Genomic DNA, 26,865 nt, shown 5'->3' on the forward strand with positions numbered 1-26,865 from the left:
CATGACCGCCACGACTACCGCCGAGCTGTACGCGGGTAACCCCGCCGTCGCCCACGCCGCCTACGTGGACGGCGTCCGCGCGTGGCTCGCCGGCCGCGGCCTCGACCCGGACAGCCCCGCCCTCGTGGACACCCCGGCCCGCATCCTGCGCGCCCTGGAGGAGATGACCGCCGGCTACGACGAAGACCCGGCCGTCCACCTCGCCCGCACCTTCCCCGTGGCCCACGACGGCGGGCCCATCGTCGTCACCGGCGTGCCGTTCACCAGCCTCTGTGAGCACCACATGCTGGTGTTCACCGGGCACGCGGACATCGCCTACCAGCCCCGCCCCGGCGACCCCGTGGCCGGCCTGTCCAAGCTCCCGCGCGTCCTGGACGTCTACGCCCGACGCCTCCAGACACAGGAACAGCTCACCCAGCAGGTCACCACCGCCCTGGACACCCACCTGTCCCCGGCCGGAGCCGCGTGCATCATCCGCTCCGAACACGGCTGCCTGGCCACCCGAGGCGCCCGCAAGCCCGGCTCCGTCATGGTCACCGCCTCTTACACCGGCGTCTTCCGCGACGACCCCACCGCGCGCGACGAGCTCCACCGCCTCATGGCCCGCTGACCGGGCGGACGTGCGAACCAATAGCGACATGCGAACGGAGGTCACCCGGTGAGCGCCAGCAAGGCCAAACGCGCCCAGGTAGCGGAGCGCCGGAAGAACGCCATCCAGATGGTGCTCGCCGGCCTGGACTACGAGACGATCGCCGAACGCCTCGGGTACGCGTCCCGGGGCGCAGCGCACACGGACGTGGACCGGGCACTTCGGGCCAACCTCGCGGACCTCAAGACGGAGGCCGGGACGCTGCGGGAGGTCCAGGCACGTCGGTATCACCGGCTGTTGGCCGCCGTGTGGCCCAAGGCACTGAAAGGCGACCTCAGGGCCGTGGAGACGGCCGCCAAGCTGACGGACCGGGTGGTCAAGCTGTACGGCCTCGCGGAGCCGGACAAACTCGACCTGGACGTCACCGGGCAGGTCACCGCCGAGGACCTGATGGAGATCATCCGCAACGCCCCGGCGGGTGAGGACGGCGATGCTGACGCGTGACGCCGAGGCCGCGTACCGGCGGCTCTCCCGCGCGGACCGTATCCGGCTCGCACGGGGGGCCTCGGCGGAGCTGCGCCCCCACCTCGCCGCCCTGGAGCGCCGCGTCCAGGCACAGGAGCGGTACATGTACCGTCCGGCGGCCTGGGCGCGGGAGGTCATCGACTGGCAAGGCGGGGAAGGCATCACCGCCTACCAGGGCGACATCATGGAGGCCCTGGCCGAGTACCGGCGCGTCGCGGCACGCGGACCGCACGGTCTGGGCAAGACCGGCATGGCCTCCATGGTCGTGCTCTGGTTCGCGACCACGAGGGACGCGGCCGGGGTGGACTGGAAGGTCCTCACCACCGCGAGCGCGTGGCGTCACCTGTCCGTCTACCTCTGGCCGGAGATCCACAAGTGGGCCCGCCGCATCCGGTGGGACGTCCTGGGCCGGCCGCCGTTCAACGACCTGACCGAGCTGCTGACCCAGAACCTCAAGATGGAGCACGGCGCCGCGTCCCCGGTGGCCTCCAACAAGGCCGAGCTGATCGAGGGCGCGCACGCCGACAGCCTGCTGTACCTGATCGATGAGGCCAAGATCGTCCCGGATGCGACCTGGGATGCCATCGAGGGCGCGTTCTCCGGTGGTCGCATGGACGGCTTTCCCGAGGCGTTCGCCCTGGCCATCTCCACCCCAGGCCCGACCACGGGCCGGTTCTACGACATCCACCGGCGCGCCCCCGGACTCGAGGACTGGTACACCCGGCACGTCACCCTCGCGGAGGCCGTCGCAGCCGGCCGTATCAGCGAGGACTGGGCGAGGCAGCGCGCCCGGCAGTGGGGCGAGGACTCTGCCCTGTACGCGAACCGCGTCCTGGGGGAGTTCCGGGCAGCGGACGAGGACAGCGTCATCCCGCTCGCCTGGCTGGAGGCGGCCGTCGAGCGCTGGCAGGCATGGGACGCGGCCGGCCGCCCGGAGGTGGAGGGCCGGCGCATCCTCGGCGTGGACGTCGCCCGGTCCGGCGCGGACTCCACCGTCTTCGTCCACCGCCGCGGCCTCCTCGTCGCGGAGATGGTCGCGTACGACCGGCAGGACACCATGCAGACCACCGCCCGCGTCCAGGCCGCCGTGGGCGAGGGTGACGACGAGGGGACCGGTCTGGTGCCCGTGGTCGACTCCATCGGCGTCGGTGGCGGCGTGGTGGACCGCCTCCGCGAACTCGGCGTGCCCGTCCTGGCCTACACAGGCGCCGCGAAGACCAAGCAGCGCACCAGAGACGGGGAGTGGGGGTTCACCAACGTACGGTCCGCCGCCTACTGGCGGATGCGGGAACTCCTCGACCCCGCGTTCGGCGCGGAGCTGATGCTGCCGCCGGACGACCTGCTGCTGTCCGACCTCACCACCCCCACGTGGGATGTCACCACGGGCGTGCCGCCGAAGATCCAGGTAGAGCGAAAGGAGGACGTCGTCGCCCGCCTCGGCCGCTCCCCGGACCGGGGCGACTCCGTGGTCATGTCCTTCTGGGCGGAGAACCTCGCCTACTCCACGATCCAGTCCCCGGCGCAGCGCGCCGGCCGGCCGACGGCCGCGGCCTCCCGGTACGGGCGCAGCTTCGGCGGTAGTACGGCCAGCGGGGTACGGCGCCGATAGCGCCCCTACTCCTCGCCCTGGGGCTCCTCCATCGTCAGGTTGGGCAGGGCCTCCGCCATCCTCTGACCCTCACGAGCGAACTTGAGGAGGGCCGCCTCCATCCTCGTGAGATCGGGGGTGAGCTGGGTGAGCTGGGTGAGGCCCCGCAGAAAGGTCTCGAAATGCGGACTGGCGGCCATCCGGTCGAAGGCTTTCGCGGCCAGCAGGGCGTCCTCCGGGCTCAAGGCGGCTTCCGGCACCTTGAGGATGTCCTCGGGCGCGATGGGGGCGGGGGGCTTGGAGTCCAGGACCGTCAGGGCCTTGTCTGCCGTCGGGCTCAACAGGATCCGGGTCTCCCAGGCGTACGCGACGGGCTCGTCAACGTATGCCAGGTGGCTCTCCGCGAGCAGCCACCGCACCGACGCCGTGAACCAGTGGTGGCCGCCGACCTCTCGACCGCTCACCCTGAGCACCCTGTCCAGCGCCACCGCCGTGGGCTTCCAGGACGGCGACCCGTACGGGACCAGCCTGGGCAAACCCGATTCTGTTGTGAGGCGTGAGCCGCGGACCAGGTGGTAGCGCGTGGCGGCGGTTTTGGCGGCCTGCAAGACCGTCGTGCGGACGTCCTCAGTGTCGAGCAGTGCCTGAACGTCCGCGACGCGGGCGTCCAACTCCGTGGCGAACTTGGTCAGGACACCGTCGAGCGACGTGAACAGGAAGAACCGATGCTCCATGCCGTGGATGTCCCTGTCCATCGGCTCGGGGAAGGACGTGCCGTCACCGAAGTCCTCCGTGTTGTTGCTGACGAAGTACACCACCTCGTCAGGGTGGGCCCGCGCGTACTCGACTGCCGTCAGCCAGATCGCGGCGTCCCGAGCACCGGTCTTGTTCTTGCCGCTGTTGACGGTCTTGCACGGCGCGATCAGGTTTGTCTCCCGAAACATGGCCTGCTGGTAAGCCTCGGGGGACGTCTCGATGACGTCCGTGATAGAGGAGTACCGCTCTCGCCAGTGCTTGCGTACGTGCTCGGCCGACCACCTCTTAGGGTGGGCGATGTGCGCCCAGGGCGTGGCCTTCCGCAGCTGGTCCACAGCTGCCATGGCCGAGTCGTGCTTGTCGCGGTAGGCCAGGGCCTGCTGGGCAGCGAGCTCCTCGACGGCGATCCATGGGGCTGCCACGCGCTCGACACCCACAGCTCGGATGGCGCGGAGTACGTCGGCGGCGGGACCGCGCAGCGAGGTCGACTTGAGGATGTTCGCGTCCAGGATGATCAAGGGGTGTGGCTCCGTCTTCCTCGGCTCCGAGTCGTACGGGCACACCCTCTCAACTTCTGATCATCGGGGTGGGGGATTCGACGCTTCCCGGTCCTGGCCCGCGGTTCTGCCGGGCTACACCTTGCCGACCCACCCGGTCACCGGCGGACGCTCGCCGGCTGCCACCACGTAGTCCAGGACGTCACCGACGCGGTCGGCGTCCTCGCCGCGGCCGTCCTCTTCGAGTTGGGTGGACAGCATCCCGAGCACCGGCACGGCGTCCTCCGTGATCTCGCCCGTCGCGTACAGCCGCGAGATCGTGCCGCCGTCCCGGTGCTCCCGGAGGATCGTGCGCACGTCGTCGTCAGTCAGGTCGCTCATGTGGCCAGGCTATGGCCGGTGAGCAGCAGCGCGCGGGGGTTGGCCGAAGGTCATCACAGGGGTGGCTAGGACTCCTCGCCCAGCAGTTCCGCCGGCACGAACAGGACGCCCACCACGGGGAAGTGGGGGCCGGGACCGTAGGCGATGCCCTCCCGGCCCTCCTCCGTGTCCAGCTCCACCAGCCGCAACGGCTCCTTGTCGCAGGGCTCCGGGTGATCAGCCATGCATCCACGGTAGAGCGCCGGCCCCGGCCAGGCAGGGCTTTGCGCCCGTCAGGGGCAGCGCACCGGGGGCGCCGGCGGTCGCGGGTGCGTAGTCCCGCGCCGTCCGGACACTGCATCGGCATCACCACCGGCGCCCCAGACCGGCACCCTATTGACCCGCCGTGATCAGAACTCCCGTACTGACCACGGCATTTGTCGCCAGACCCCGGATCCGAGGTGTGGCCTATGATGCTCCGCCGATAACCGGAGGACCGCATTCCGCCTGGGGGCGAACCATGATCGACCTGACCGCACTCGCCCTACTCGGCTTCGCCGGGTACCGGGCCACCCAGCTCGCCGTTCACGACACGATCCTCGACCCCGTCCGCGACCGGATGCACGCCTGGCATGAGCGCCGGCCGGACTCCGCCGCCCGGGAGTTCGTGATCGCCCTCATCTCCTGCGTCTACTGCATGGGCTGGTGGCTCTCCGGCGCGATCCTGGCCACCTACCTGCTGCTCACCAGCCAGTTCGATGACGCGCCGCTCCTCATCCACGGTCTGGAATGGTTCGCGGTCGCCGGCGCCGCCGTGTTCCTCAACCGCGTGGACGACACCCTCGGCCGGGTGGGCTGATGACGCAGCCGCACAAAACGCTCAAGGCCGCCGCCGCCCGGTACACCCAGCGCACCGCGAAGACCTCCGCCCAGAACCCGGCACGGGCCCGCCAGGAACAGGCGTGGTCCTTCTACCGCACCCCGGAGGTGCGCTCCTTCGCCAACTGGATCGGCAACGCGATGAGCGGGGCCCGCCTCTACGCGGGCCGCCTGGGGCCGGGCGACAGCATCGTCAGGGCGCCGGACAACCACCCGGCCACACGCATCGTCTCCGAGATCGCCGGCGGCCGGGACGGACAGTCCCACCTCCTTCGGGAGTACGGCCGGCACCTCGCGGTCGCGGGGGAGGGCTGGACCGTCATCCGCCCGCGTGAGGGCGCCCCGCCCACCTGGCACGTCGTCTCCGTCCTGGAGATGAGCAGCAAGGGCAAGGGCATGGAGGCCCAGATCGACGGCAGCCCGGTGCCCATCCCGGCCGCGGCCGACAACGGCACTGACGATGCGGCCAACTCCCTGGACCCCGTGGCCATCAGGGTGTGGGACCCGAGCCCCGAACGGCACCTGGAGGCCGACTCCCCGGTCCTGGCCAGCCTCAACGAACTGGAGGAGCTGCGCCTCCTCGGCGCCGCCGTCCGCGCCGTCACCCTGTCCCGGCTCATCGGTCGCGGCGTCCTGGTCGTGCCGAAGGGCACCCGCTTCCCCTCCACCCCCGTCCAGGGCAGCGAGGAGGACGACCTGATCGACGTGTTCATGGAGGTCGCGGAGACCGCGATCCGTGACCCGTCCAGCGCGGCCGCCACGGTGCCGATCATCCTGGAGGTGCCGGCCGAGATGGTGGGCCTGATCCAGCGCCTCACCTTCGAATCCGACTTTGACGAGTTGGCGATCAAGCTCCGCGAGGAGAACATCCGCCGCTTCGCCACGGCCGCCGACATCCCGGCGGAGTTCCTGCTCGGCCTGGGCGACGTCAACCACTGGGGCGCCTGGGAGCTCACCGCAGAAGCGATTCGCCTGGGCGTCGAGCCCCGGCTGTCCGTCGTCTCCCACGCCTACACCGAACACTGGCTGCGCCCCCTGCTGGAGAGCGAGAACGTCCAGGACGCCGAGGAGTGGTCCGTCTTCGCGGACTCCTCGCCCCTGCGCGTGCGCACCAACCGCAGCGAGACCGCGCTGCGCCTGTTCGAACTCGGCGCCATCTCCAGCCGCGCCCTCCGCCGGGAGACCGGGTTCGAGGAGGCCGACGCCCCCACCGCCGAGGAACGCGAGCGCACCGACCGCGACCAGGACCAGGATCAGGAGCAGGAGGACCGCACCGTGCCCACCCCGCTGCCCGTAGACGAGGCCCCCGGCGAGCCGGACACCCTCCCGGCCGCGGCCACCCCACGCCCCACCGACGGCGCCCTCGCCGCCGCCGACGGCCTGATCTGGGCCGCCCTGTCCGCAGCCGGCCGGAAGCTGGAACGTACCCCCGCCTGCCCCCGCAGCGAGCGCGCACGGGCCCGCGAGATCGACCCGGCCCAACTCCACACGCTGCTCACCATCGACACCGCACAGGTCGACCAATGGCGACTGCTGGACGGCGCGTGGGCCCGCGTCCCGGAGATCGCCGCCCGCTATGGCCTGGACCCGGACTGCCTCACCGCGAGCCTGGACAACTACTGCCGGGAGCTGATCGCGGCCGGGGTGGTCCACACCTTCGACGTCGTGCCGGCCGCCATCGGCAGGTGCACGGCAAGGACGACAGCGGCATGAGCGGCCCCCACAAACCCCCCTCGGCGCCACCTGATGCCGTGCTGCCGCTCACCATCACGTCCACCACCCCCACGGAGGAGTGGTGCACGACGTGCAAGGCATACACCCGCCTCACGGGGGAGCTGCTGGCACTCACCACCTACGGCGTGACCGCCCTCGGCCCCTGGACGTACTGCGACATCTGCGATGACGACCCCACCACCCCGAACGACCGGAGGCCCAACCGTGGATGAGGCCCTGCAGCGCGCCCTGGACGCCGCCGAGGAGGACGTCGCCGAAGCTGTCGCCGCCGTCCTCGCCGAGGTGGCCGCCGAGTACGCCGACGCCCTGGACGCCGCGACGGAGCTGGTGGCCGCCCGGTTCTCCGTCTCCCGCATTGCCGCCATGTGGACCACCCGCGTGCCGCGCCTGGTGCGCCGGCTCCTCGGCGTCGCCCAGTCCGCCGCCGAGCAGGCCGCCGAGGACGTCGACACCCCGCTGCCGGATGGCTGGGACGACCTCCCGGCCCGCTACGACGAGGACACCCTCCCGCCACAGCTCGGGGACTACGTGGAGAGCACCGAGCACCTGCTGCGCGCGGTCGGGGACCGCCTCGCCGCCGTGGCGGTCGAGGAGCTGGCCGCCGGGGTCAACGCGGGCGAGGACGTGGAGCAGCTCCGCGCGCGGCTGCGGGCAGCGTTCGCCCGGGAGGGGGCGCAACTCGGGGAGGTCCGCGAGGAGCGCATCGCCCGCACGGAGTCCGCGCGCGCCTGGAACATGGCCACCCTCGCCGCGGCCCAGGCCCTCATCGGCCCGGACCGGCCCCTGGTCAAGCAGTGGCTGACCCGCCGCGACCCGGACGTACGCGACGCCCACGAGCGCATCAACGGCCAGCTCCGGCTCCTTGATGAGCCGTTCACGGTCGCCGGCGTCTCCATGGCCGCCCCCGGCGACCCGACCGCCCCGCCGGAGCTGGTCATCAACTGCCGCTGTGCCCTGGCACTCGCAAGAGCAGACCGGGCCGCGGCCTACGAACCGTCAGACCCCGAGCGGGGCCGAGCCTTCGATTCCGAGGAGAGCACCGTGCACCCTGTGACGGCTGCCGCCGACGGCAGCCACCGAACCGGCGCCATGATCGCGCTCATGCCCACCGAGGAGGACGCTGCGCGGCTTGCCCTCGATGTCGGGGAGCCACCGGAGGAGCTGCATCTGACCCTGTTCTTCCTCGGAGAGGGCGCCGACTGGAACGAGGACCAGCGGAACGAGCTGATCGCCAATCTGCGCGCCCAGGCCCAGGAGCACGGCCTCGCGGACGGCCGGGTCCACGGCCGCGCGTTCGGCGCCAACCACTGGAACGCCGGCACCGACACCCCGTCCTGGGTGTGGGCCGTGGGCGACGACCGCGACCGCCCGGACGGCACCCCCACCCTGGAGTCCGCCCGCTGGGCTGCCACGTACGCCCTGGAGGACCGGCACGGCCCGGACATCCCCGCCCAGCACTCACCTTGGCAGCCCCACGTGTGCGCCGCCTACAGCGACGACGCGGCGCTCCTGGCCGCCCTGGAGGAGCGGCTCGGCCCCATCACCTTCGACCGGCTGCGCGTGGCGTTCGCCGACGACCACACCGATATCCCCATCGGCCCCACGGAGGCCCCCATGGAACCCGCCGAGACCACGGCCGCCGGGATGCCGACGCGCTCCTGGTCCACCCCCGATGACACCGCCCTCGCCTTCGAGGGCGAGGAGACCGGCGACGGCCGGATCTTCGCCGCTGGCTCCCTGTACTGGGAGAAGGGCCCGGCCCCGCTCCAGTACGCGGACGAGATGCTGATGGGCCACGAGGGCGCAGAACTCGCCGGCTCGATCGAATCCTTCGGCCGGGACGGCTCCCGCATCACCGGCAAAGGCGTGCTCTACACCAGCCGCCCGGCCGGAGCCGACGCCACCATGCTCCTGGAGGAAGGCGCGCCCCTGGGCGTGAGCGTCGACCTGGACGACGTCGACGTGGAGTTCGTGGACCGCACCATGAGCGAGGACGAGGACGGGTTCCTCGTGCTGGCCGCCTCCCTGCCGTCCATGAGCGTCATGCGCCTGCCGGACGACGCGTGGATGATCACGGCCGCCACCGCCCCGGAGTGGACCGCCTCCGGGGCAGCCCTGTCCCGCGCCCAGCACGCCGTCCAGCTCATCACCGGCCCCGGCGGCACCGTCTCCGCCGACGCGCTGCGCGCCGCATTCACCACCACCGGCGTCCTTACGGCCGCGGCTGGCGACCCGGACGACCCGGACACCGGCGTCGTCGTCCACAGCGAGCGCACCGGGGACTTCCTACTGCGCATCACGAAGGGCCGGGTACGCGGGGCAACCCTCGTCGCCATGCCCGCCTACGACCGCGCCCGCATCGTCCTGGACCCCCTGGAGGACGAGGAGGACCAGGCCGCAGCCGCCGTGACCGCCGCCGCCCCCAGCGAGGCACACCAGCGCGTCGTGGCCTACGTGGCCGCCTCTCCCGTGCCGGTCGGCGCCCGGGAGGTCGCCACCGCTCTCGGGATCAGCATGGAGTCCGCGCGCGGCCACCTGTCCCGCGCCGTGGAGGCCGGCCGCCTCGTACGCCTGGCCCCGGGCCTGTACGTCGGCTCCTCCACCATCCCGGAAGGCCCCGAGGCCACGGCTGCCGCCCTCGCAGCAGACGGAGAGGACCCAGGGCTCACCGAGCTCGTCGCGTCCGCCTGGACCGCGATGCAGGACCTTCCGCCCATGCCCGCCGACTGGTTCCGGGAGCCGACCGACGAGGAGCTGCCCCCGGGCAGCGGCGGCGTGCACTACGCGGCCGGCCGCATCTTCGGATGGGTGGCCCAGGCCGGGGAGCCGCACGCCGGGATGCCCGGCCAGAACCTGACGATCGAGAGCCTGGGGGAGATCGACACGACCCACTTCCTGCGCGCCCGCTTCAAGCTGGACGACGGCAGCCTCGTGCGCGCGGGGGCGTTCACCATGAACGTCGGCCACCACAGGGACGGTGCGGAGTGCGAGACCGCTTCCTGCCAGTGGGACGACACCCGTACGGTCGCCGGCATCGTCACCGTCGGCATGAACGAGCGCGGGCTCTGGTTCTCCGGCGCGGCGGCCCCGTGGCTTGCCGAGTGGGACCGCACGGTGTTCGCCGGGTGCCAGCCCAGCTACCACATGCGCCAGGGCTCCGGGGGGAAGTGGCAGCTCCGCGCGGTCCTGTCCGTCCCCGTACCCGGCCACTCCTCGCCGCTCCTGGCCTCCGTCGCGGAGCGCTCGAACCTGGCCCTCGCCGCGTCGGCCGCCGCCGTCGCGGACACCCCTGCGGACACTGTCCCCGGACACCCGGACACCCTGTCCGCGCCCCTGTCCGCCCGGCCCGTGTCCGCCATCCCTGACCAGCACGGACACCGCCCGGACACCGTGTCCGGACAGGGCGCGGAAGTGGTGGACGCCGTGGCCGCGCTGCTCACCAGCCCGGTGTTCCTGGACCAGTTCGCCGGCGCCCTCGCGGACCGTGAGGCCGAGCGCGCCGAGGAGGCACGGGCCGAGCTGGAACGGCTGACGGCCGCCGTCGCCCCGGCCCGTGAAGAGATCGCCGCCGGCGTCGCCGGCACCAACCCGAAGGGACAGAGCTGATGCCCTGCTCGTGCCAGAAGAACAAACAGCAGTACGAGGTCGTGGCCGAGAGCGGGAAGGTCGTGTTCACCAGCGCGTCCAAGCCCACGGCCGACACCGTCGCGAAGCGCTACCCGAACAGCGAGGTCCGGGCAAAGGCCAAGACCGACCCCACGACCGTGAAGTAGGGCCCGCCGCTTGACACCTGCCCGCCGGATTGCCCGGAGGGCTAAGATTCACCGCAGACGACTGCTGGTTATGGGCCGGGTCTCCAGATCACATCAATGGAGATCCGTCCCATGGACCCGTTCGAGCTTCCCGAGGACATCACCGCACTCAACGACGAGGAGCTGAGCGAGCTCCTGGAGGGGGCGGTCGCCGCCTTCGACGCCCGGTCCACGTCCAGCGTTGTCACCCCGAAGGACCTGGAGCAGCTCCGCGCGCTGGCCGCTGGTGTCGAGAGCATCCGCGCCGAGCAGGCCGCCCGTCACGAGGCCGCCACCCAGGCCGCGGCCGAGATCGACGCCCTGGCCGCGCAGGTCCGCGGAGGTGACCCGGAGCCGGAGACCCCCGCCGAGCCCGCCGAGCCGGCCGAGCCCGTCGCCGCCGACCCCGCCCCCGAGGTTCCGGCCGAGCCGGCCGAGCCGGTCACCGCGACCGCCTCCCTCGTCACCCGGCCCGCGCTGGACCTCTCCCAGGTGCGTCGGCGTCAGCCTCGTGTCCTGCCCCCGCCGCCGGCCCCGGGCACGCACATCACGGCCGCCGTGGACGTCCCCGGCTACACCCCGGGCGCGGCTCTCAACTTCGATGACGTCGTGCGCGGTATCAACTCTCGCGCGACCGCGCTCAAGACGGCCGGCGGCGGCGTCGGCCAGGTCATCAGCTACCGGCACCCTTACCCGCAGGAGACCATCGTCACGGACTCCTCGTCCGCGCCCGAGGGCACGACGGTGGCCATGACCGCCTCCGCGCAGAACCGTCTCCCCAAGGGCGACCTCGTCGCCTCGGGCGGCTGGTGCGCCCCGTCCGAGACGCTGTACGAGCTGACGGACAGTTCTTGCCCGGACATGCTGTGGGACGCCCCGGAAATCCAGCTCGCCCGAGGCGGGCTCAGGTACTACAAGCCGCTGTCGCTGGACGTCTCGTCCATGACCTGGGTCCACACCGAGGCCGACGACATCGCCGGCAACACCAAGCCCTGTTTCCGCATCCCCTGTCCGGACCCGGTGGAGGTCCGCTGTGACGCGGTCGGCGTCTGCCTGGAGGCCGGCATCCTCACGGCCCGGCACTTCCCGGAGCTGATCGGGTGGTACCTGCGCAACGCGATGGTGGCCCACGAGATCCGGATCAGGCAGGTGCTTTTCCAGCAGGCCCTGGCCGCCGCGACCCCGGTCAGCGTCCCGGCCACCATGGGAGCCCTGTCGGCCGTCTACGCCGCCATCGCCCTCCAGGCCGCCGACATGATCGAGCGCCACAGCCTGTGCGAGACCACGGCGCTGGAGGTCGTCCTGCCGTGGTGGAGCCGGAACCTGTTCCTGGCCGACCTCGCGCGCCGCAACGGCGTCAGCGTGGACGAGGTCACCACGGCCCAGATCCAGGCCCTGTTCACCCCGCTCGGCGTGCGCATCCAGTGGGCGCGCGGCCTGTCCCCGGCCGTCCCGACCGACATCGGCGCCCCGTCTCCGGCGCTGGACTGGCCGTCCACCCTCAAGTTCCTCATCTACCCGGCCGGCAGCCTCGTCATCGGCCGCGGCGAGGAGGTCAACCTCGGCGTGATCCACGACAGCAGCAAGTTCGTCACCAACGACTACACGGCCCTCTTCGCGGAGGAGTGCATCGCCCTCGTGGACCGGTCCGTCGACACCCGCGTCGTCACCGTGCCCGTCTGCCCGAGCGGTGAGACCGGCGCTCAGACCGCCATTCTCTGCCTCGCCGACGAGAGCTGACCACCTCCGTCCCACAACCGCGTGCCGGGCCCTCTCGGGCCCGGCACCGCGCCTGACACCCCTGGAGGTGCGTGATGCCGTCCGCCGGCCTGCGCAGCTACGTAGAGGCGATCCCGGGCACGCCGCTGCCGCACGGCATCCTTGGCGCCTCATGCACGACCATCACCGACGTCACCGAGGACCGCATCCACGAGCTCAACGGGGTGGAGTGGCTGGCCCCGGGCTGCTGCCCCGTCCTGGACTGGCCCGACCCGTGCGACGAGGAGAGCCCCGGCGAGGAGTCGCCCGGCAGCCCGGCACAGAAGGAGTTCTGCCGTCCCACCACCGAACACGCTGCCCCCATCACGGTCTACGCCGGCTCGGAGTGCTCCACCCTCGGCTGGACCTACGCCGAAGCCCGAGCCCACGCCGAGGCCACCATGGCTCTGGGCGAACAGCACGCGCTGGAGGCCGCGTTCTGGCGGACCAAGCTCGCCATAGACGCCGTCGACCTGACCCCTGCCCAGGGCCCGGTGAGCGTCGCCCAGGGCGTGGCCGCGCTGGAGGGCTGCCTGGCGGCGTCCTACGGGGGTATCGGCACCCTCCACGTCCCGGCCGGCGTCGCCGCGCTGCTCGGCTGCTGCAACGTCCTGCGGGAGGACCCGGAGTCCGGTGCGCTGCGCACCCTCGCCGGGAACTGCGCGATCATCGGCGCCGGCTACTCCGCCGCCGGCCCGGGGAACATCCCGGCCGAGCCCGGCACCGCGTGGCTCTACATCACCGGCCCCCTGGTCATCCGCCGCGGCCCGGTGGACACCATCCCGGACCAGGCGGGTGCCTCCGTCAACTACCGCACCAACGACCGGAAAGTCCTCGTCGAGCGGACCTATGTGGTCGGCACGACGTGCACCGTGTGCGCGATCCAGGTGGTGACCTATGACTGACCTCATCCACGTCCAGCCCACCCCGGCGCAGCGGCGCGCGTTCGCACAGTGGGCGGTCGACCAGACCCCCAAGCTGCGCACCGTCGGCCCCAACGCGTTCGCCGTCCCGGCCGAGCTGTTCACCCAGGCCCCGGAGGAGATCCTGATCGGCTCCCTCGTTGACGGCCACCGGTACATCTCCCCCCAGGAGGACGCCCAGGAGGGGAGGGCGGCCCCCGGGGAGCTGCTGGGGGTGGCCACCCCGGAGGGACTGGCAGAGCCCGGCACGGGGGAGCCGAGGGACGCCGTGCCCGGCGAGCCGCTGCCGGAGGTACCCGCCTCCGCGTACGGCCCGGACTCCGTGCCCCTCGACGTGGCCGGCGACGAGGCCGAGGACAGCGACTCAAGCGACCAGTCCGCCGAACTCACCCAAGACACCGGACCGTTCCCGTGCGACCTGTGCGAGCGGGAGTACGCGACCGAGCGCGGCCGGGACAGCCACCGCCGCCAGAAGCACCCGGAGGCGTAGCGGCCCCCTGGCGGATGGGACGCCCGCGACCAGGGGCACCGTCCATGCCCAGGCCATCGAGCCGTAAGGAGCACCATGCGCATCCTGGCCATCCTGCCGGTCTACGACCAGGTGCCCCCGGCAGGCGCACACGTCACCACGCGCGAGTACATCCAGCACCTGGCGGCAGCCGGTCACGCGGTCCACGTGGTGACCACCGTGAAGGATCCGACGGGCGAGCCGCGCACCGAGGGCGGCGTGCGGGTATGGCCGCTGCCGTACTGGCTGCGCGCTGTCCGCGTGGCGCAGCCCGATGTGGTGATCTCCCACCACCGGGACCGGAAGGCCGCGCGGATCGTTGCCCAGACGCCCGGTGTGCCGCACCTGCTGATGGTGCACGGTATGGCCGACGACCTGAACCTCGGTCGGCCGGCCCTGGCCTGGTACCCGTCCCATGCCTGCCGCGCCCACTACCCGCACCGAGGCCGTTCCATCGTCCTGCCGCCGCCGATCGACCCGGAGCGGTACCGCACCGTCCCCGGCGAGCTGGTGACCCTGAACGGCTCCACGGCCGCGAAGGGCGCCGACGTGGTCGCCCAGCTCGCCGGCCGGATGCCCGACACCCGATTCCTCGTCGTGCGCACCCCGCGACGCGACGACCCGCCGATGCCCGAGAACGTTGAACTGGTCGACCGCGCGGACCCGATGCAGGTGTACGCCCGCACACGCATCCTGCTCATGCCGTCCACGACGGAGTCGTACGGGCGCGTCGGCGCCGAGGCCATGCTGTCGGGTATCCCCGTTCTCGCCTCCCCGCTGCCCGGGATGCAGGAAGCGCTGGGCACAGCCGCGACGTACATCGAGCGAGAGCACGTCACCCGGTGGGCGAGGGAGATCCGCCGGCTGTCCGACACGGCCGCCTACGCGGCAGCGTCAGCCGCGGCCGTCGCCCACGCCGAGACGCTCGACTACGCGGGCAGCCTGAGCGCCTTCGAGGAGGCGTGCGCCAGCCTGCTCCCCTCCCGACCGGCCAGAGCCCGCCACCACCAGAGCCCCCCGCGCACCCCCGCAGGCGCGGCCTCAGCCGGGCCTCCGCCGACGGCTGAGGTGGTGGCCTGGGTGCACTACGGCGTGCCCTACCGGCGTGCCGGCTCGGAGACCATGCTGCACACGATGATGCGGGCGTTGAAGGACGCGGGCACCAGCGTCCTGGTCATCTGCTCCGAGATGCCCGAGGCGCCCGCCGTGTGGGACGTGGACGGCGTCCCCTACGCCCAGCTCACCCCGGCCGCGGCCGAGGCAACGATCCGCCGTATGCGGCCCAGGGCCCTCGCCACGCACCACCACTTCGCCTCCGACGCGATCACCCTGTCCAAGAAGGTCGGGGCCCGGTCGGTACTGCTGCTGCACAACGACCACGAGCAGCCGGCCGTAGCGCTCGGCCCGGACCTGTGCGTCTATAACACCGACTGGGTGATGAAGTCGTTGGCCGCGCGCTACCCGCAGCTCGACCAGGCCCGCGCGCTGGTCATCCACCCCCCGGTGATCGCCGAGGAGCACCGGGCGCCGAAGACCGGCGACCACGTCACCCTGGTCAACCTGAATGCCAACAAGGGCGTCGCGACCTGGCGCGGGGCAGCGGCCCTCCTGGGCTCCCTGCCGTTCCTCGGGGTCACGGGCGCCCACGGCCGGCAGGTGACCCGCCACGCCCTCCGGAACATCCGAGTCATCCCGCAGACCTCCGACATGCGCCGGGACGTGTGGAGCCGGACGCGGGTCCTCACCGCGCCGAGCATCTACGAGTCGTTCGGCATGGCCGCCGTGGAAGCCCTGGCCTCCGGCATCCCGGTCATCGCCCACCCCACCCCCGGGCTCCGGGAAGCGCTCGGGGACGCCGGCACCTTCCTTGACCGGTCCGACGTCCGAGCCTGGGCGGCAGCGATCCAGGCCCTGTACCACGACGGACCCACCCGTGACCGGATGGTGGCCGCGGCCCGCGCTCGCAGCGCGTTCCTCGCCGACCAGTCGCGTCACGAGCTGGAGTTGTGGGTGGAGGCCATCAGCACGCTCGGGGGCGGCACGAGGCCGCGCCTCATCACGCCGGACGGCGCCCAGTGCAGGACGTCCAACGGCGTGCTGGCCCCTCCACAGGGCCGTGCCGAGGTGACCGTCGAGGAGTACGAGCAGCGCCAGACCGCGAAGAAGGAAGTCGCGGCCCAGAGCGCGGCCGGCCGGTGGGCCGAGCGCGGCACCCCGGCGCCGGCCGAATGAGCCGCGCGGTGCCGTCGGCCCTTCCCGGCGGCACCGCGCACTTCCCGGCACCCCCGGTGCGCACGGCCCGGAGCGGCAAGGGGCGCGCGGCTATGCTGTTGACGTCGCCGCTGGTTGTGGGCCGGGCCGACCAACACGCAGAACCGTTGGAGGCCCACAGTGCCCACCCCTCTGATCGCCAACGCCGACACCATCCGCGTCACCCGGCTCGACGGCTGTGGCCGCCCCGTCTGTGGTGTCGACAACGGCTTCACGTTCGACTGCTTCGCGAGCCTCTCCATGAACCCGAACACGGATGAGGGCGAGGACGTCGAGTACCGGGCCGCCAACGGCCGGGTTTGCGGCTTCAAGCGCGGCTGCCCCAGCTTCCGGGGCTTCGACATCGAGCTGAACTTCTTCGCCGTGAGCCCGGAGTTCATCGAGATCACCACGGGCAACCCCGTGGTCTACGGCTACGACGGCCAGCCCATCGGCTACGACGACTGTTCCGTCCAGTGCAACAGCGGCTTCGCGATCGAGCTGTGGGCCGAGGTGCTGAGCGAGGATGCGTGTGCCACGGGCGGCGGGGACGGCGCGTGGATCTACTTCCTCCTGCCCTGGGTGACGAACGGGCAGCTCGGCGACATGGAGATCGGTTCCGAGTCTGTCTCCCTCACCCTCTCCGGCGCCACCCGCGCGGGCGGCGGGTGGGGCGTCGGCCCGTACGACGTCATGCCGATCGACGCCGCCGGCACGCCGGGCACCCTGCTCACCCCGCTCGGGTCAAACTGCCACCGCAGGACGTTCGTCACGAGCGTGGCCCCGCCGGAGGCCGTTGGGGACTACACCCCGGTCGCCGGTGACATGTGCCTGGCCTCCTGACCGTGAACGCGCCGGACATCGTGGTTCCGGTGCGGGAGGGGGCCGTCAACGAGCAGCTTCGCTTTGCCCTCCGCTCGTGGGCGGCCCACCTGCCTCACGGCCGGGTGTGGCTGATCGGATACCGACCACGATGGGCGGCCGGTGTCGAGCACATCGCCACCAGGCAGACCGGAACGAAGTACCAGAACACCACCCTCGCCGTCCGCGCGGCCTGCCGGCACCCGGAGGTCTCCGACGTGTTCCTCCTCGCCAACGACGACATGTTCGTCATGCACCCCTTGCCGGACGGGATGCCGGTGCTCCACCGGGGCCCGGTCAAGGCTGTGGAGGCGTACTACGCGGCCCGAGCCTCCAGGCAGTACCTGCGGGGGATGCGGGAGACCAGGGCGCTCCTGGAGAGCCGCGGCCACCCCGAGCCGCTGTCCTACGAGCTCCACGTCCCGATGCCCGTCCAGAAGACCGCGATGCTCGCGGCGCTCGAGGAAGCCAGGCACCTGGACGTGGTCCACAAGCGGACGCTCTACGGCAACCTCGCCGGCCTGGGCGGCAAGGAGATCTCGGACGTGAAGATCCTCCACCGCGCCCCCCACGGGTACGGCCCCAACAGCCGCTTCCTGTCGACCATGCCGGACTCCTTCGCGGCCGGGCATGTCGGCCAGTTCATCCGCCGCGCCTTCCCCGACCCGAGCCCGTACGAGACCCCCGGGAGACGCTGATGCCGCTGCAAGTTGGGCCGTGCGACCCGTGGGAGGTAGACCTTTGCTGCCAACTCCCGGAGGACCTGGACCAGGCGGTCATCGACCGGTGGACGCGGGTGGCCTCCCAGACCCTTTGGCGGCTGTCCGGGATGCGGTGGGGACCGTGCCCGGTGACCGTACGGCCGTGCCGCCGCTCCTGCCTGGACTCGGCGCCCGTCTCGTTCCAGGCCGAGGCGGGCACGGGCCCCTGGGTGCCGTACATCGGGACGGACGGCCTGTGGCGCAACGCGAGCGTCTGCGGCTGCATGTCCTCGTCGGACTGCTCCTGCGGGGAGCTGTGCGAGGTCAAGCTCCCCGGCCCCGTGTACGACGTCATCAGCGTCAACGTGGACGGCGAAGACCTCGTTCCGGAGGCTTACCGGGTGGACGCGCCCGGCCGCCTGGTGCGCACGGACGGGGAGTGCTGGCCCACCTGCCAGGACATGGCAGCCCCGTCCGGGACGCCGGGCACGTTCACCGTGGAGTACCGGTGGGGCCTGCCGCTGGACGAGTCGGCCATCGCCGCCGTCTCGGAGCTGACCTGCCAGCTCATCCTGGCCTGTCTGCCCCCGGGCACGAAGGGGTGCGGGGAGTGCCGGCTGCCCGGCAACGTGACGAGGGTGGTCCGTAGAGGCGTCGAGATCGAGATGGCCGACCCCACGGTCATCTTCGCCGAGGGGCGCACCGGCCTGCCGCTGGTGGACCTGTGGCTCAAGACGGTCAACCCCCACGGCCTGGCCTCGCCCTCCCGCGTCTACAGCCCCGACTACCGGCGCCCGAGGGTGACGACATGGCCCTGAACCTGCTCGCCGTCCACGACCTCGCGGAGACCGTCCTGGGGTGCGTGTGCCAGGCCCTGGAAGAGACAGCCGCGACGGTCGAGGACCAACCCGGATGCCCCTGCCGCGCCTGCGTGGTCCCCGGCCCGCCCGCGTGGGACGGCTGCAATGACCCGTGCGGCGTGGACGGCCAGGGCGCCGGCGGACAGCTGACCGTCCACGTCGCCCGGATCTTCGCCACCAGTTCCTTCCCGGTGGACGACCGGGTGGTTCAGGGCGGGCGGAACTGCGCCCCGCCGGCCGCGACCGGGGTGGAGCTCGTCGTCACCCTGCTGCGCTGCGCTCCGGTCGTGGACGATCGCGGCTGCCCGCCCTCGTGCGAGGAGCTGGCGGCCGCGGCCCGGACGGTCCACCTGGACGCGGCCACGATCTACAACGCGCTGCTGTGCTGCCTGCCGACCACGGGCACCAGGCGCCGGGGCCCGATGTTCTTCCTCGGCGCCCAGCGCGTGCTGGAGCAGGAAGGCGGCTGCATGGGGGTGGAGCAGCGCGTCACGGTGGCACTGCCCGGCTGTGGGTGCCCGAGCGAGGAGACGTCACCGTGAAGATCAGCGACTTGATCCCGCGTTTGCACCGGATGTGGGAGGAGCACGGCGACCTGGACGTGCGGGCGTACGACTACTCGGATATCACTCCGAGCGCAGTGGAGACGCCCGAGGTTGAGTCCAACAAGCAGGGCGAGACGTACGTCCTGCTTCGCCCGTGAAGGAGGTCTGCGGTGTCTGTTGAGGTAAGGATCGACCCAGGGCGGATCGTCCGGCTGCTGCGGCTGCGTGGAGGCATCGCGGAACGAGGGCTGCGCCGGCGAACGGAGCGCGTCGCCAACCTCGCGGAGCGGAAGGCACCCGGGTCCATGGGTGACTACGTGTCCTGGAAGATCGGGCAGGGGCCCAACGGCCTCCAGGGCGTGGTCACCTGTGACCACCCGGCGGTGCGGTTCGTGCTGGACGGCACCCGCCCGCACGTCATCCGGCCCCGTCGGGCGAAGGCGCTGCGCTTCGACATGGGCGGGCGCATGGTGTTCGCCAAGAAGGTCACCCACCCGGGGACGAGGGCGAACAACTTCCTGGCGGAGGCGTTGCGCGAGGGCCGGTAGCGGCTGCCGACGGCCCCGGCCCGGCCGCGGCTACCCTTCGGGGTACGCCGCTGGTTTTGGGCCGGGCGACCGCGCGGGAGTGGAAGGGCATACCCGTGGCCAACAAGAAGTTCGCGCTCAACACACAGCCGCACGAGGCCGAGATCGGCGACGACGTGACGCTGCTGTTCCTGCCCGAGGTGATGGGTGATGAGTTCCTGGACGCGTACGGGCGTCTCCAGGAGACGATCAAGAAGCTGAACATCGACCTGAGCGACGCGGTCAGCGTGGACCTGTCCGACGTCCGGGAGGCGAACGTCGCGCTCCGGGTGTTCCTCGCGTCCCTCATGCTGCCGGAGTCCGCCGAGCAGTTCGCCCGGTGGGAGGTCCGCGTCGGCGGAAAGACCGTGGGCTCCTACCGCGACCCGGAAGAGGCTCGGGAGGCGGCGGAGGGCCGGAAGGGCGGGAAGGCCGTGGACGCTGGTATGCGGCTGCCGGACCGCGTCCTGGTCGAGCTGATGGAGTGGGTAGTCGAGCTGTACGGAGGTGCGGGCGGCCAGCGCCCTCCTACGTCGTCGAACGCCTCTGCCTCAGCATCTCCCGGTCCTGGTCCGCGTGGGAGGGCCGCCTTGCCCTCCAAGGCGTCGACATCCACACGTGGCCGCTAAGGGTCATGCTCTCCGCCGCCGAGGCCGCGATCGATGACGCGGCCGAGGACGAGGCACAACGGGAGCGCAACCGCGCCGAGCTGTACGCGCCGCCCCGGGCGGCTGGTCCCGGCGGCCGGCGCATGAGGCCGCCACCTACCACGCGCCTGGACCCATCCGGGGCCCAAGCCCTCATGGCCCAGCTCGCCGCCGAAGACGCACAACTCGCCGGACGGCGCACCGGCTAGTCTGGACATCGCCGCTGGTTTTGGGCCGGGCAACCACCGCACACGCGTGGGGTTGCCTTGGCCGAGGAAGAGGACTACGGCGTCGGCCGTATCCGCATCGAGCTGGACGATGCGGGTGCGGTCGCCGACGCACGGGACCTCGGCGCGCGAATCCAGAGAGCGCTAGACCGCAGCACCCGCACCGTCGGCGCGCAGATCCGGCGAAACGTCCAACGCGGGCTGAACGCGGCCGGCGCCGTCAGCGTCCAGGTCGAACCGGACGTACGGCGGTTCGGCCGGCTGCTCACCACGGGACTGCGCGGCCTGTCGGCCGTCAGCGTCCCCGTCACCCCGGACCTGTCCCGGTTCCGGGGGCTCCTCGTCGCCGGCCTCCGGGGCCTGGACGCCGTGGCGGTGCCAGTCACCCCCAACCTGTCCCGGTTCCGGACGCTCCTCGCCGCCGGTGTCCGCGCCCTGGGCGCCGTCAACGTCCCGGTGGCCCCGGACCTGCGCCGCTTTGACCGGGAGCTGCTGCGCGGGCTGCGTGGCCTGGACGGGATCAACATCCCCGTCCTGCCAGACCTGAGCCGCTTCGACCGCGGACTCCTCCGGGGCCTGCGCGGCCTGGACGGGATCAACATCCCCGTCCTGCCGGACCTGGACCAGTTTGCGGAGCGAGTCCGCGCGGCCCTGGACGGTCAGGAGTTCACCATCCGGATCGTCCCGGACCTGGACGGCCTGGACGAGCGGATCCGGGCGCACAACGCGCCGGACATCAACGTCAACGCCGACGTCGACACCGGACGGTTCGGCCGCGCCCTGGGTGCCTTGGGCGGAATCGCCGGGCGGGTCGCTGGTGCCCTGGGCGGGTTGCTCAAGATCGGCGCCATCGGCATCGCGGCAGCCGGCGCCGCGACGGCTGTCGGCGGGCTCGCCGCGGCCCTGGCCCCGGCGATCGGCATCATCGCCGCGTACCCGGCGGTCATCCTCGGCTTCCAGGCCGCGCTCGGCGCGCTCCGCCTGGCCCTGATGGGCGTCAAGGAGGCTTTCGGCGCAGCGCTGACCGGCACGGCCAAGGAGTTCCAGAAGTCTCTGGAAGGACTGTCACCGGCAGCCCAGGCCGCAGCCCGAGAAGTACGCGCGCTCAAGCCCGCGTTCGAGGCACTCCGATCCTCGGTACAGGACGCGTTCTTCTCCCAGTTGAAGGGGGAGATCACTGCGGTTGCCGGGGCGCTGCGGGGGCCGCTGCAGAGCGGGCTGACGGGCATCGCGGAGGGCTGGGGGCGGGCCGCGCTCGGGGTGACCGGATACCTCAAGGGCGCCCGGGGCGTCAGCAACATCAAGAGCATCCTCGGCGCGGCGGAGCAGGCCGTCGGCGGTCTGAGCTTGACCACGAACAAGCTGACCGCCGGGTTCCTCCAGATGGCTGCGGTCATCTCCGACCGGTTCGGCGCCGAGCTGGCATCGGGAATCTCCGGCTTGGGCGAGAGGTTCGGGACATTCCTCCAGCGGGCTGCGCAGGGCGGCGACGCCGTGCGGTGGGTGGACCAGGCCCTCAACGCCTTCGCCCGGCTCGGGGACCTCCTAGGCAACGTCGGCTCGATCATCGCCGGTGTCTTCCGGGCCGGAGAGGTCTCGGGCGGCGGGTTCCTCGGCAACTTGCAGGAGATCACCCGGTCCATGGCGGAGTTCGTCAACTCCGCCCGGGGCCAGGAGGCCATCGCCGCCGTCTTCCGCACGGTGGCCACGGTCGCGGCCCAGCTCGGCCCCATCCTGGCCGCCCTGATCACCCAGGTCGGCGCCATCGCGCCGGCCCTCGCCCCCATCTTCACTGCGCTCGGGCCGGCGATCGTCGGCCTGGTCAACTCCCTTGGTCCGGCCCTGGCGCAGATTGCGCCCGCGCTCGCGGTCGTCGGTGCCGCCTTGGCCGACGCGTTCGCCGCCATCGGTCCATCCCTAGGCCCCTTGGGTGCGGCCATCGGGTCCGTACTACGCGCCCTGGCCCCGCTGCTGCCGCTGGTCGGTGCGCTGGTCAACGTGGTGGCGTCCGCCCTCGCCCCCGTCCTCCAGGCCCTGGCCGCGCTGTTCGCGCCGATCATCTCCGCCCTGGTCGGCGCGCTGCTGCCGGTCCTGCCGCCGATCACCCGGGCGTTCGTGATGCTCGCGAACGCGATCGTCCCCCTGGCGGCCGGCATCGGTAAGCAGCTCGCCGCGCTGGTCGCCAGTCTCGCGCCGCTGCTGGCCGCCGTCGCGGGCGCCCTGGTGGAGGTCGCGGTCGCGCTCGTCCCGGTCATCGCGGCCCTGGCCGATGCCCTGCTGCCCGTCCTGCCGCCACTGGTGGCCGCGTTCTCCGGGATGGTCCAGGCGCTCATCCCGATCCTGCCGGCGGTCGCGAACCTGGTGTCAGCCATCGCCCCGTTGGCCGTCCTGGTCATCCAGCTCCTGGCGCCGGTCCTCCAGTTGGCCGCCGCCTTCGCGGGCTGGACGACGCTGAACATCACGGTCCCGATCATCCGGGGCGTGGTCAACGCCCTCGCCGGGCTCCTCAACGCCTCCGCGGCCGTCCACCGGTTCTGGCAGGCCCTACCCGGGATGATCTCCAGCGCCGTGTCCTCCCTGGCGTCCACGATCACCACGTTCTTCACGAACCTGTTCACGTCCCTGGGATCAATTCTGACCAGCGGGTTCAACGCCGTGGTCGGCTTCTTCACCCGGCTCCCCGGAATGATCATGGCCGGACTCCGGGCGCTCCCCGGGCTGCTGGTCGACCTCTTCGTCAACGCCGTCGCCGCCGTGGGCATCGCCCTGCTCACCGCCCTGGCGGCAGTGATCTACATCTTCACCGTGCTGCCGGGCCGGATCTACAACGCCCTGGCCTCCCTGGGCTCCCGGATGATGACCGCCTTCCGGAACGCGTTCAACTCGGCCCGCGCCGCGACCTCCTCGTTCCTGTCCTCGACGGCCACGTTCTTCGCCCAGCTCCCGGGCCGGGTGGGCTCCGCCCTGGCCGCACTGCCGGGACGGGTCCGGTCCATGTTCACCTCCGCCGGCTCCTCGGCCCTGTCCGCGGCCCGCTCGCTCGGCTCCTCGGTCGTCTCGTTCTTCTCGCAGATGCCCGGCCGTGTCGGGTCTGCCTTGTCGGGGGTCGGCTCCCGGATCGCGTCCGCGTTCCGCAGCGCGGTCGGCAGCGCGAGGAGCGCGGTCTCCTCGCTGATCTCCTCCGTGGTGTCGCTGTTCTCGACGCTGCCCGGCCGGATCGTCAACAGCCTGGGGAACATCGGTTCCCGGATCGTCTCGAAGATCAAGGGCGGGCTGCCGAGCGCGGTCCGCAACCTGTTGCCCTTCGCCAACGGCGGCATCGTCACCAGCCCGACGGCCGCACTGATCGGCGAGGCGGGCAAGGAGGTTGTCCTGCCGCTCACCAGGCCGGCGAGGGCCGTTGAGCTCGCGGAGAAGTCCGGGCTGCTGGACCTGCTCGCCAAGAGGGGCGTTATCGCCCGCGACGGGGGCGGAGGCGCCGGCGGCGTGAGCCGCACCGTCACCCACAACTGGAACATCAGCACGCCGGCACAGGACCCCCGCGTCCTTGCCGAGCACCTGTACGGCCAACTGGCCCGAGCGGCAGGGGTGTGACGTGATCAGCGACTACGCCGACTTCGGGTGTACGGAGATCATCAACTCCGCCAGGGCCGCGGCCTACGCGGAACCCTCCTGCCTGCTGACGAGCTGCAACACATGCCCGGACATCGCGGCTGCCCTCAACGACGCCCCGTACGTGGACCCCGTGACCGATCCTGCGCCCTGGTATGACGCGGCCGTCCCGGAATCCGCCGACTTCCTCGGCGTCATGGGGATGAACGTGGTCGGGTTCTCCCAGTCCACGCTGTCCCGCGACCCCGTCCAGCTCGTAGGCGACGGGGCCGCCCTCGGTATCGCGCGCCGCTCCCACCGCGAGATCACGTACACCGTCCTCCTCCTGGCCCTGGAGGAGTGCGCGCTGGCCTACGCCCTGGAGTGGCTGGCCTCCGCGCTGCGCGGTGCCCCCTGCGAGGGGAGTTGCGGCGGGGACGAGCTGGGGGTGTTCGCCTGCTGCCCGACCGGGGACGGCACCGGGGAGCTGCGCCATCTGTACGGCGTGGGGCTCATGAACGGCCCGCAGATCACCACCGTCCGGTACTACCCAGAGGGCATCATCGCGGAGGCCACGTTCACGCTCGCCGCGTCGGTCCCGTACATCTACCGCGAACCGCTCCAGACCCTCACGAACTGGGTGAACCTCGCCAGCGGCGCCCTGGTGACGGTTGACCCGGACGAGATCTACGGGGACTGCGTGGAGGCAGCCCCGTGCCTCGAGGATCCGTTGTGCCCGCCTCCTCCGCTGCCGATCCGGGCACCGGTGCCCGTGGACCCGTGCTACCCGACCGGGGCGGCGAGTTTCCGCCGGTCCGTCGTCGCCTTGTCCCCCCAGGATCAACCGGAGTGGCTGGAGGCCGTGCCGGTCCTGGAGCTTGAGACCGGCGCGAGCGCGCTGCGCCGCCTCGTGGTGCGTTTCTGGGCCAACCCCCTGGGCGGGGACTGCCAGGAGGTGGCGGACCCCTGCGCGGCGTGCACGGACATCCAGATCCCTTACCTGCCGGCCGGGGCCAAGCTGATTGTTGACGGCCGTACGCAGACGGCAGAGGTGGAGTGCAACGCCGGATCGCTGGACGCCTCCACCAGCGAGCCGATCCTCTACGGGCCGTTGGGCCAGAGCTTCGAGTGGCCGGTCTTCTCGTGCCCGACCGGCGTGTGCATCGAGATCCTGTCCACCTCCGCGACCACGGCCGCGGACGCCCGTGCGCGGGTCCTCCTCGTTCCCCGATCGGACGTGGGCTGATGGCCGTTCTCGGGTGTGCACAGGAGTACCGCGCCATCATCCACTGGCGCGGCGGCAGCCTGCCGTTCACCTCGCCGGGCGTCTCCGCGCTCACGTCGGTCTCCTGGAACCGGACGCTCAACGACACGTCGGAGGCGTCCATCACGATCGCCAAGGGAGCGGCTGGCGCTGAGTGCTGCGCGCAGCTCGGGCAGATCGAACCCTTCGCGCACGACCTGTCCATCTACCGGGACAGTGAACTCGTCTGGCAGGGGCCCGTCTTCCGGGTGACGGAGAACCGCAGTCGCTTCCTGATCGAGGCGCGCGACGTCACGGAGTGGCTGGCCCGCACGGTCAACACCACGCTGCTGCGGTACGTCAGCACGAACCCGCTGGACCCAAAGCACCAGGGGCCCGTGCAGGAGATCGCGGAGTCCATCATCCGGGAGAACCTGCTGGGCGGCCTGTTCGCCTCCGGGCCGGACTGGCCGGGCATGGTCGACTACATCGTCCGCCAGGACGACACCGTGAACGCCCGGTACGAGAAGGACGGCAGCCTCGATAACGAGATCTGGATCGTGCCGATCCTGCGGATCCTGGAAGAGGAGCTGGTCCCGCGCGGCCTGGAGTACACCACCGTCGGCCGTGCCCTCGTCCTCGGCAGGCCGCAGACGACCGCCGACGCAGCCCAGGCCCGCCTGACGCTCGACGCCTTCGCCGGCGACGTCGAGATCGTGCGGGACGGCACGAACGCGGCCTCCCTGGTCTGGGTCACCAACCAAGAAGACCAGGACATCACCGGCAGCCAGTACGGGGTGTCCGGCGTCGTCAGCTCCGTCTACGGGCGCTTGGACCACCTCATCCGCACGACCGCCGAGGGTCTGACGGCGTACGACCTCTGGCAACTAGCCCGAGGCTCCTACACCGGCCGGAACCCGGTGCCGACGAGCTTGCGCATCCCGGACGGCGCCGGCCTCGCCGCGACCGCCCCCGTGTCCATGCGGCAGCTCGTGCCTGGCGTCCGTATCGACGTCGCCGCCACCGGCATGTGCATGGGCCTGTCCCAGCCGTACCGGCTGTCCGACGTGGACGTGGACTGGGGCGACAACGGCGAGAACGTCGGCGTCTCCCTCATCCCGCTTGGCGACCCGTTCGTAGGAGACCCCCCATGACCCCCCTTCCAGGACAGCGCGCTGCCCAGCGCACCGTACGCGCGATGACGTCGAGTCAGCGGGCCCTCGGCCGCTCCGCTCAGGCCGCGGCCGGCGGTCTGGCCACCGCGATCGGGTGGGGGTGGGTCGACGGCCAGCACCTGGTCGTAGACCTCGCCGCGCAGCCCGGACAGCAGACCCGCCCGGCGGCGCTCGCGTGCGGGTGCACCGGCCGCTGCCGAGGCGAGTGCCCGCCGCCCGAGGACGGCGAGGGCACCCAGACCGACACACAGGAGAGGCAGGGATAGACATGGCCCGATGCGGATGCCAGGG

Annotated in this window: 26 protein-coding genes; 23 read left to right on the forward strand and 3 right to left on the reverse strand. The window is 71.8% G+C overall.

The window, feature by feature from the left end:
- Position 1: 1 nt before the first annotated feature.
- Genes folE through ACIPJI_RS02975 form a run of 3 tightly spaced genes read left to right on the forward strand, consistent with a single transcriptional unit; the run spans position 2 to position 2,723 of the window.
- Positions 2–610, forward strand: a complete 609-nt coding sequence (gene folE / locus ACIPJI_RS02965) for a GTP cyclohydrolase I (RefSeq protein ID WP_402244114.1) — start codon at positions 2–4, stop codon at positions 608–610.
- Positions 611–658: 48 nt separating this feature from the next.
- On the forward strand, positions 659–1,093 hold the full coding sequence (locus tag ACIPJI_RS02970; protein ID WP_362454930.1) for a hypothetical protein: 435 nt from the start codon (positions 659–661) through the stop codon (positions 1,091–1,093).
- Positions 1,080–2,723: a hypothetical protein gene (locus tag ACIPJI_RS02975; RefSeq protein ID WP_402244116.1), complete on the forward strand. Its 1,644-nt coding sequence runs from the start codon at positions 1,080–1,082 to the stop codon at positions 2,721–2,723. Before ACIPJI_RS02970 ends, ACIPJI_RS02975 begins: the two co-directional genes overlap by 14 nt.
- A gap of 5 nt (positions 2,724–2,728) precedes the next feature.
- On the opposite strand, the gene ACIPJI_RS02980 is transcribed toward ACIPJI_RS02975, so the two are convergent.
- The 3 genes from ACIPJI_RS02980 to ACIPJI_RS02990 all read right to left on the reverse strand — a co-directional run bounded on the left by ACIPJI_RS02980 (position 2,729) and on the right by ACIPJI_RS02990 (position 4,560).
- Positions 2,729–3,976 (reverse strand): PIN domain-containing protein, encoded by a 1,248-nt coding sequence (locus ACIPJI_RS02980; protein ID WP_402244117.1) that lies wholly within the window; start codon positions 3,974–3,976, stop codon positions 2,729–2,731.
- 114 nt (positions 3,977–4,090) lie between these two features.
- The gene (locus tag ACIPJI_RS02985; protein ID WP_402244118.1) at positions 4,091–4,336 is read right to left on the reverse strand and encodes a hypothetical protein; all 246 of its coding nucleotides are present in this window, start codon (positions 4,334–4,336) and stop codon (positions 4,091–4,093) included.
- Positions 4,337–4,401: 65 nt separating this feature from the next.
- On the reverse strand, positions 4,402–4,560 hold the full coding sequence (locus ACIPJI_RS02990; protein ID WP_402244120.1) for a hypothetical protein: 159 nt from the start codon (positions 4,558–4,560) through the stop codon (positions 4,402–4,404).
- Positions 4,561–4,835: 275 nt separating this feature from the next.
- Between ACIPJI_RS02990 and ACIPJI_RS02995 the strand changes: the two genes are divergently transcribed.
- From ACIPJI_RS02995 to ACIPJI_RS03090, 20 genes are all read left to right on the forward strand, one after another.
- Positions 4,836–5,174, forward strand: a complete 339-nt coding sequence (locus tag ACIPJI_RS02995; protein WP_402244122.1) for a DUF1360 domain-containing protein — start codon at positions 4,836–4,838, stop codon at positions 5,172–5,174.
- Positions 5,174–6,907 carry a hypothetical protein gene (locus ACIPJI_RS03000; protein WP_402244124.1) on the forward strand — a complete coding sequence of 578 codons (1,734 nt, stop codon included), beginning with the start codon at positions 5,174–5,176 and terminating at the stop codon, positions 6,905–6,907. Before ACIPJI_RS02995 ends, ACIPJI_RS03000 begins: the two co-directional genes overlap by 1 nt.
- Positions 6,904–7,140, forward strand: a complete 237-nt coding sequence (locus tag ACIPJI_RS03005) for a hypothetical protein (protein WP_402244125.1) — start codon at positions 6,904–6,906, stop codon at positions 7,138–7,140. Before ACIPJI_RS03000 ends, ACIPJI_RS03005 begins: the two co-directional genes overlap by 4 nt.
- A complete protein-coding gene (locus tag ACIPJI_RS03010; protein WP_402244127.1) occupies positions 7,133–10,534 on the forward strand; it encodes a phage minor head protein in 3,402 nt (1,133 codons plus the stop codon). Before ACIPJI_RS03005 ends, ACIPJI_RS03010 begins: the two co-directional genes overlap by 8 nt.
- A complete protein-coding gene (locus ACIPJI_RS03015) occupies positions 10,534–10,701 on the forward strand; it encodes a hypothetical protein (protein WP_362454921.1) in 168 nt (55 codons plus the stop codon). The genes ACIPJI_RS03010 and ACIPJI_RS03015 overlap by 1 nt, the downstream gene beginning before the upstream one ends.
- Before the next feature lie 111 nt (positions 10,702–10,812).
- On the forward strand, positions 10,813–12,459 hold the full coding sequence (locus ACIPJI_RS03020; RefSeq protein ID WP_402244129.1) for a major capsid protein: 1,647 nt from the start codon (positions 10,813–10,815) through the stop codon (positions 12,457–12,459).
- 74 nt (positions 12,460–12,533) lie between these two features.
- Positions 12,534–13,382 (forward strand): cupin, encoded by an 849-nt coding sequence (locus ACIPJI_RS03025; RefSeq protein ID WP_402244130.1) that lies wholly within the window; start codon positions 12,534–12,536, stop codon positions 13,380–13,382.
- Positions 13,375–13,890, forward strand: coding sequence for a hypothetical protein (locus ACIPJI_RS03030; RefSeq protein WP_402244131.1), 516 nt, complete (start codon positions 13,375–13,377; stop codon positions 13,888–13,890). The genes ACIPJI_RS03025 and ACIPJI_RS03030 overlap by 8 nt, the downstream gene beginning before the upstream one ends.
- A 75-nt stretch (positions 13,891–13,965) precedes the next feature.
- Positions 13,966–16,140, forward strand: coding sequence for a glycosyltransferase family 4 protein (locus tag ACIPJI_RS03035; protein ID WP_402244133.1), 2,175 nt, complete (start codon positions 13,966–13,968; stop codon positions 16,138–16,140).
- 159 nt (positions 16,141–16,299) lie between these two features.
- Complete coding sequence (locus tag ACIPJI_RS03040; RefSeq protein ID WP_402244134.1) at positions 16,300–17,001, forward strand: hypothetical protein; 702 nt, start codon at positions 16,300–16,302, stop codon at positions 16,999–17,001.
- A gap of 2 nt (positions 17,002–17,003) precedes the next feature.
- A complete protein-coding gene (locus ACIPJI_RS03045; protein WP_402244136.1) occupies positions 17,004–17,717 on the forward strand; it encodes a hypothetical protein in 714 nt (237 codons plus the stop codon).
- On the forward strand, positions 17,717–18,538 hold the full coding sequence (locus ACIPJI_RS03050) for a hypothetical protein (RefSeq protein WP_402244138.1): 822 nt from the start codon (positions 17,717–17,719) through the stop codon (positions 18,536–18,538). Before ACIPJI_RS03045 ends, ACIPJI_RS03050 begins: the two co-directional genes overlap by 1 nt.
- Positions 18,529–19,122 carry a hypothetical protein gene (locus ACIPJI_RS03055; protein WP_362454913.1) on the forward strand — a complete coding sequence of 198 codons (594 nt, stop codon included), beginning with the start codon at positions 18,529–18,531 and terminating at the stop codon, positions 19,120–19,122. Before ACIPJI_RS03050 ends, ACIPJI_RS03055 begins: the two co-directional genes overlap by 10 nt.
- On the forward strand, positions 19,119–19,283 hold the full coding sequence (locus ACIPJI_RS03060) for a hypothetical protein (RefSeq protein ID WP_167518831.1): 165 nt from the start codon (positions 19,119–19,121) through the stop codon (positions 19,281–19,283). Before ACIPJI_RS03055 ends, ACIPJI_RS03060 begins: the two co-directional genes overlap by 4 nt.
- A 12-nt stretch (positions 19,284–19,295) precedes the next feature.
- A complete protein-coding gene (locus ACIPJI_RS03065; RefSeq protein WP_362454911.1) occupies positions 19,296–19,673 on the forward strand; it encodes a hypothetical protein in 378 nt (125 codons plus the stop codon).
- Between the two features lie 95 nt (positions 19,674–19,768).
- The gene (locus ACIPJI_RS03070; RefSeq protein ID WP_402244140.1) at positions 19,769–20,320 is read left to right on the forward strand and encodes a KGG domain-containing protein; all 552 of its coding nucleotides are present in this window, start codon (positions 19,769–19,771) and stop codon (positions 20,318–20,320) included.
- A gap of 284 nt (positions 20,321–20,604) precedes the next feature.
- Positions 20,605–24,159: a hypothetical protein gene (locus ACIPJI_RS03075; protein WP_402244142.1), complete on the forward strand. Its 3,555-nt coding sequence runs from the start codon at positions 20,605–20,607 to the stop codon at positions 24,157–24,159.
- Between the two features lies 1 nt (position 24,160).
- Positions 24,161–25,402 carry a hypothetical protein gene (locus ACIPJI_RS03080; protein ID WP_402244144.1) on the forward strand — a complete coding sequence of 414 codons (1,242 nt, stop codon included), beginning with the start codon at positions 24,161–24,163 and terminating at the stop codon, positions 25,400–25,402.
- Positions 25,402–26,553 carry a hypothetical protein gene (locus ACIPJI_RS03085; protein ID WP_402244146.1) on the forward strand — a complete coding sequence of 384 codons (1,152 nt, stop codon included), beginning with the start codon at positions 25,402–25,404 and terminating at the stop codon, positions 26,551–26,553. The genes ACIPJI_RS03080 and ACIPJI_RS03085 overlap by 1 nt, the downstream gene beginning before the upstream one ends.
- On the forward strand, positions 26,550–26,840 hold the full coding sequence (locus ACIPJI_RS03090; protein ID WP_402244148.1) for a hypothetical protein: 291 nt from the start codon (positions 26,550–26,552) through the stop codon (positions 26,838–26,840). The genes ACIPJI_RS03085 and ACIPJI_RS03090 overlap by 4 nt, the downstream gene beginning before the upstream one ends.
- Positions 26,841–26,865 lie beyond the last annotated feature (25 nt).

This window comes from Streptomyces sp. NPDC086835 (assembly GCF_044745705.1).
GTDB lineage: Bacteria > Actinomycetota > Actinomycetes > Streptomycetales > Streptomycetaceae > Streptomyces.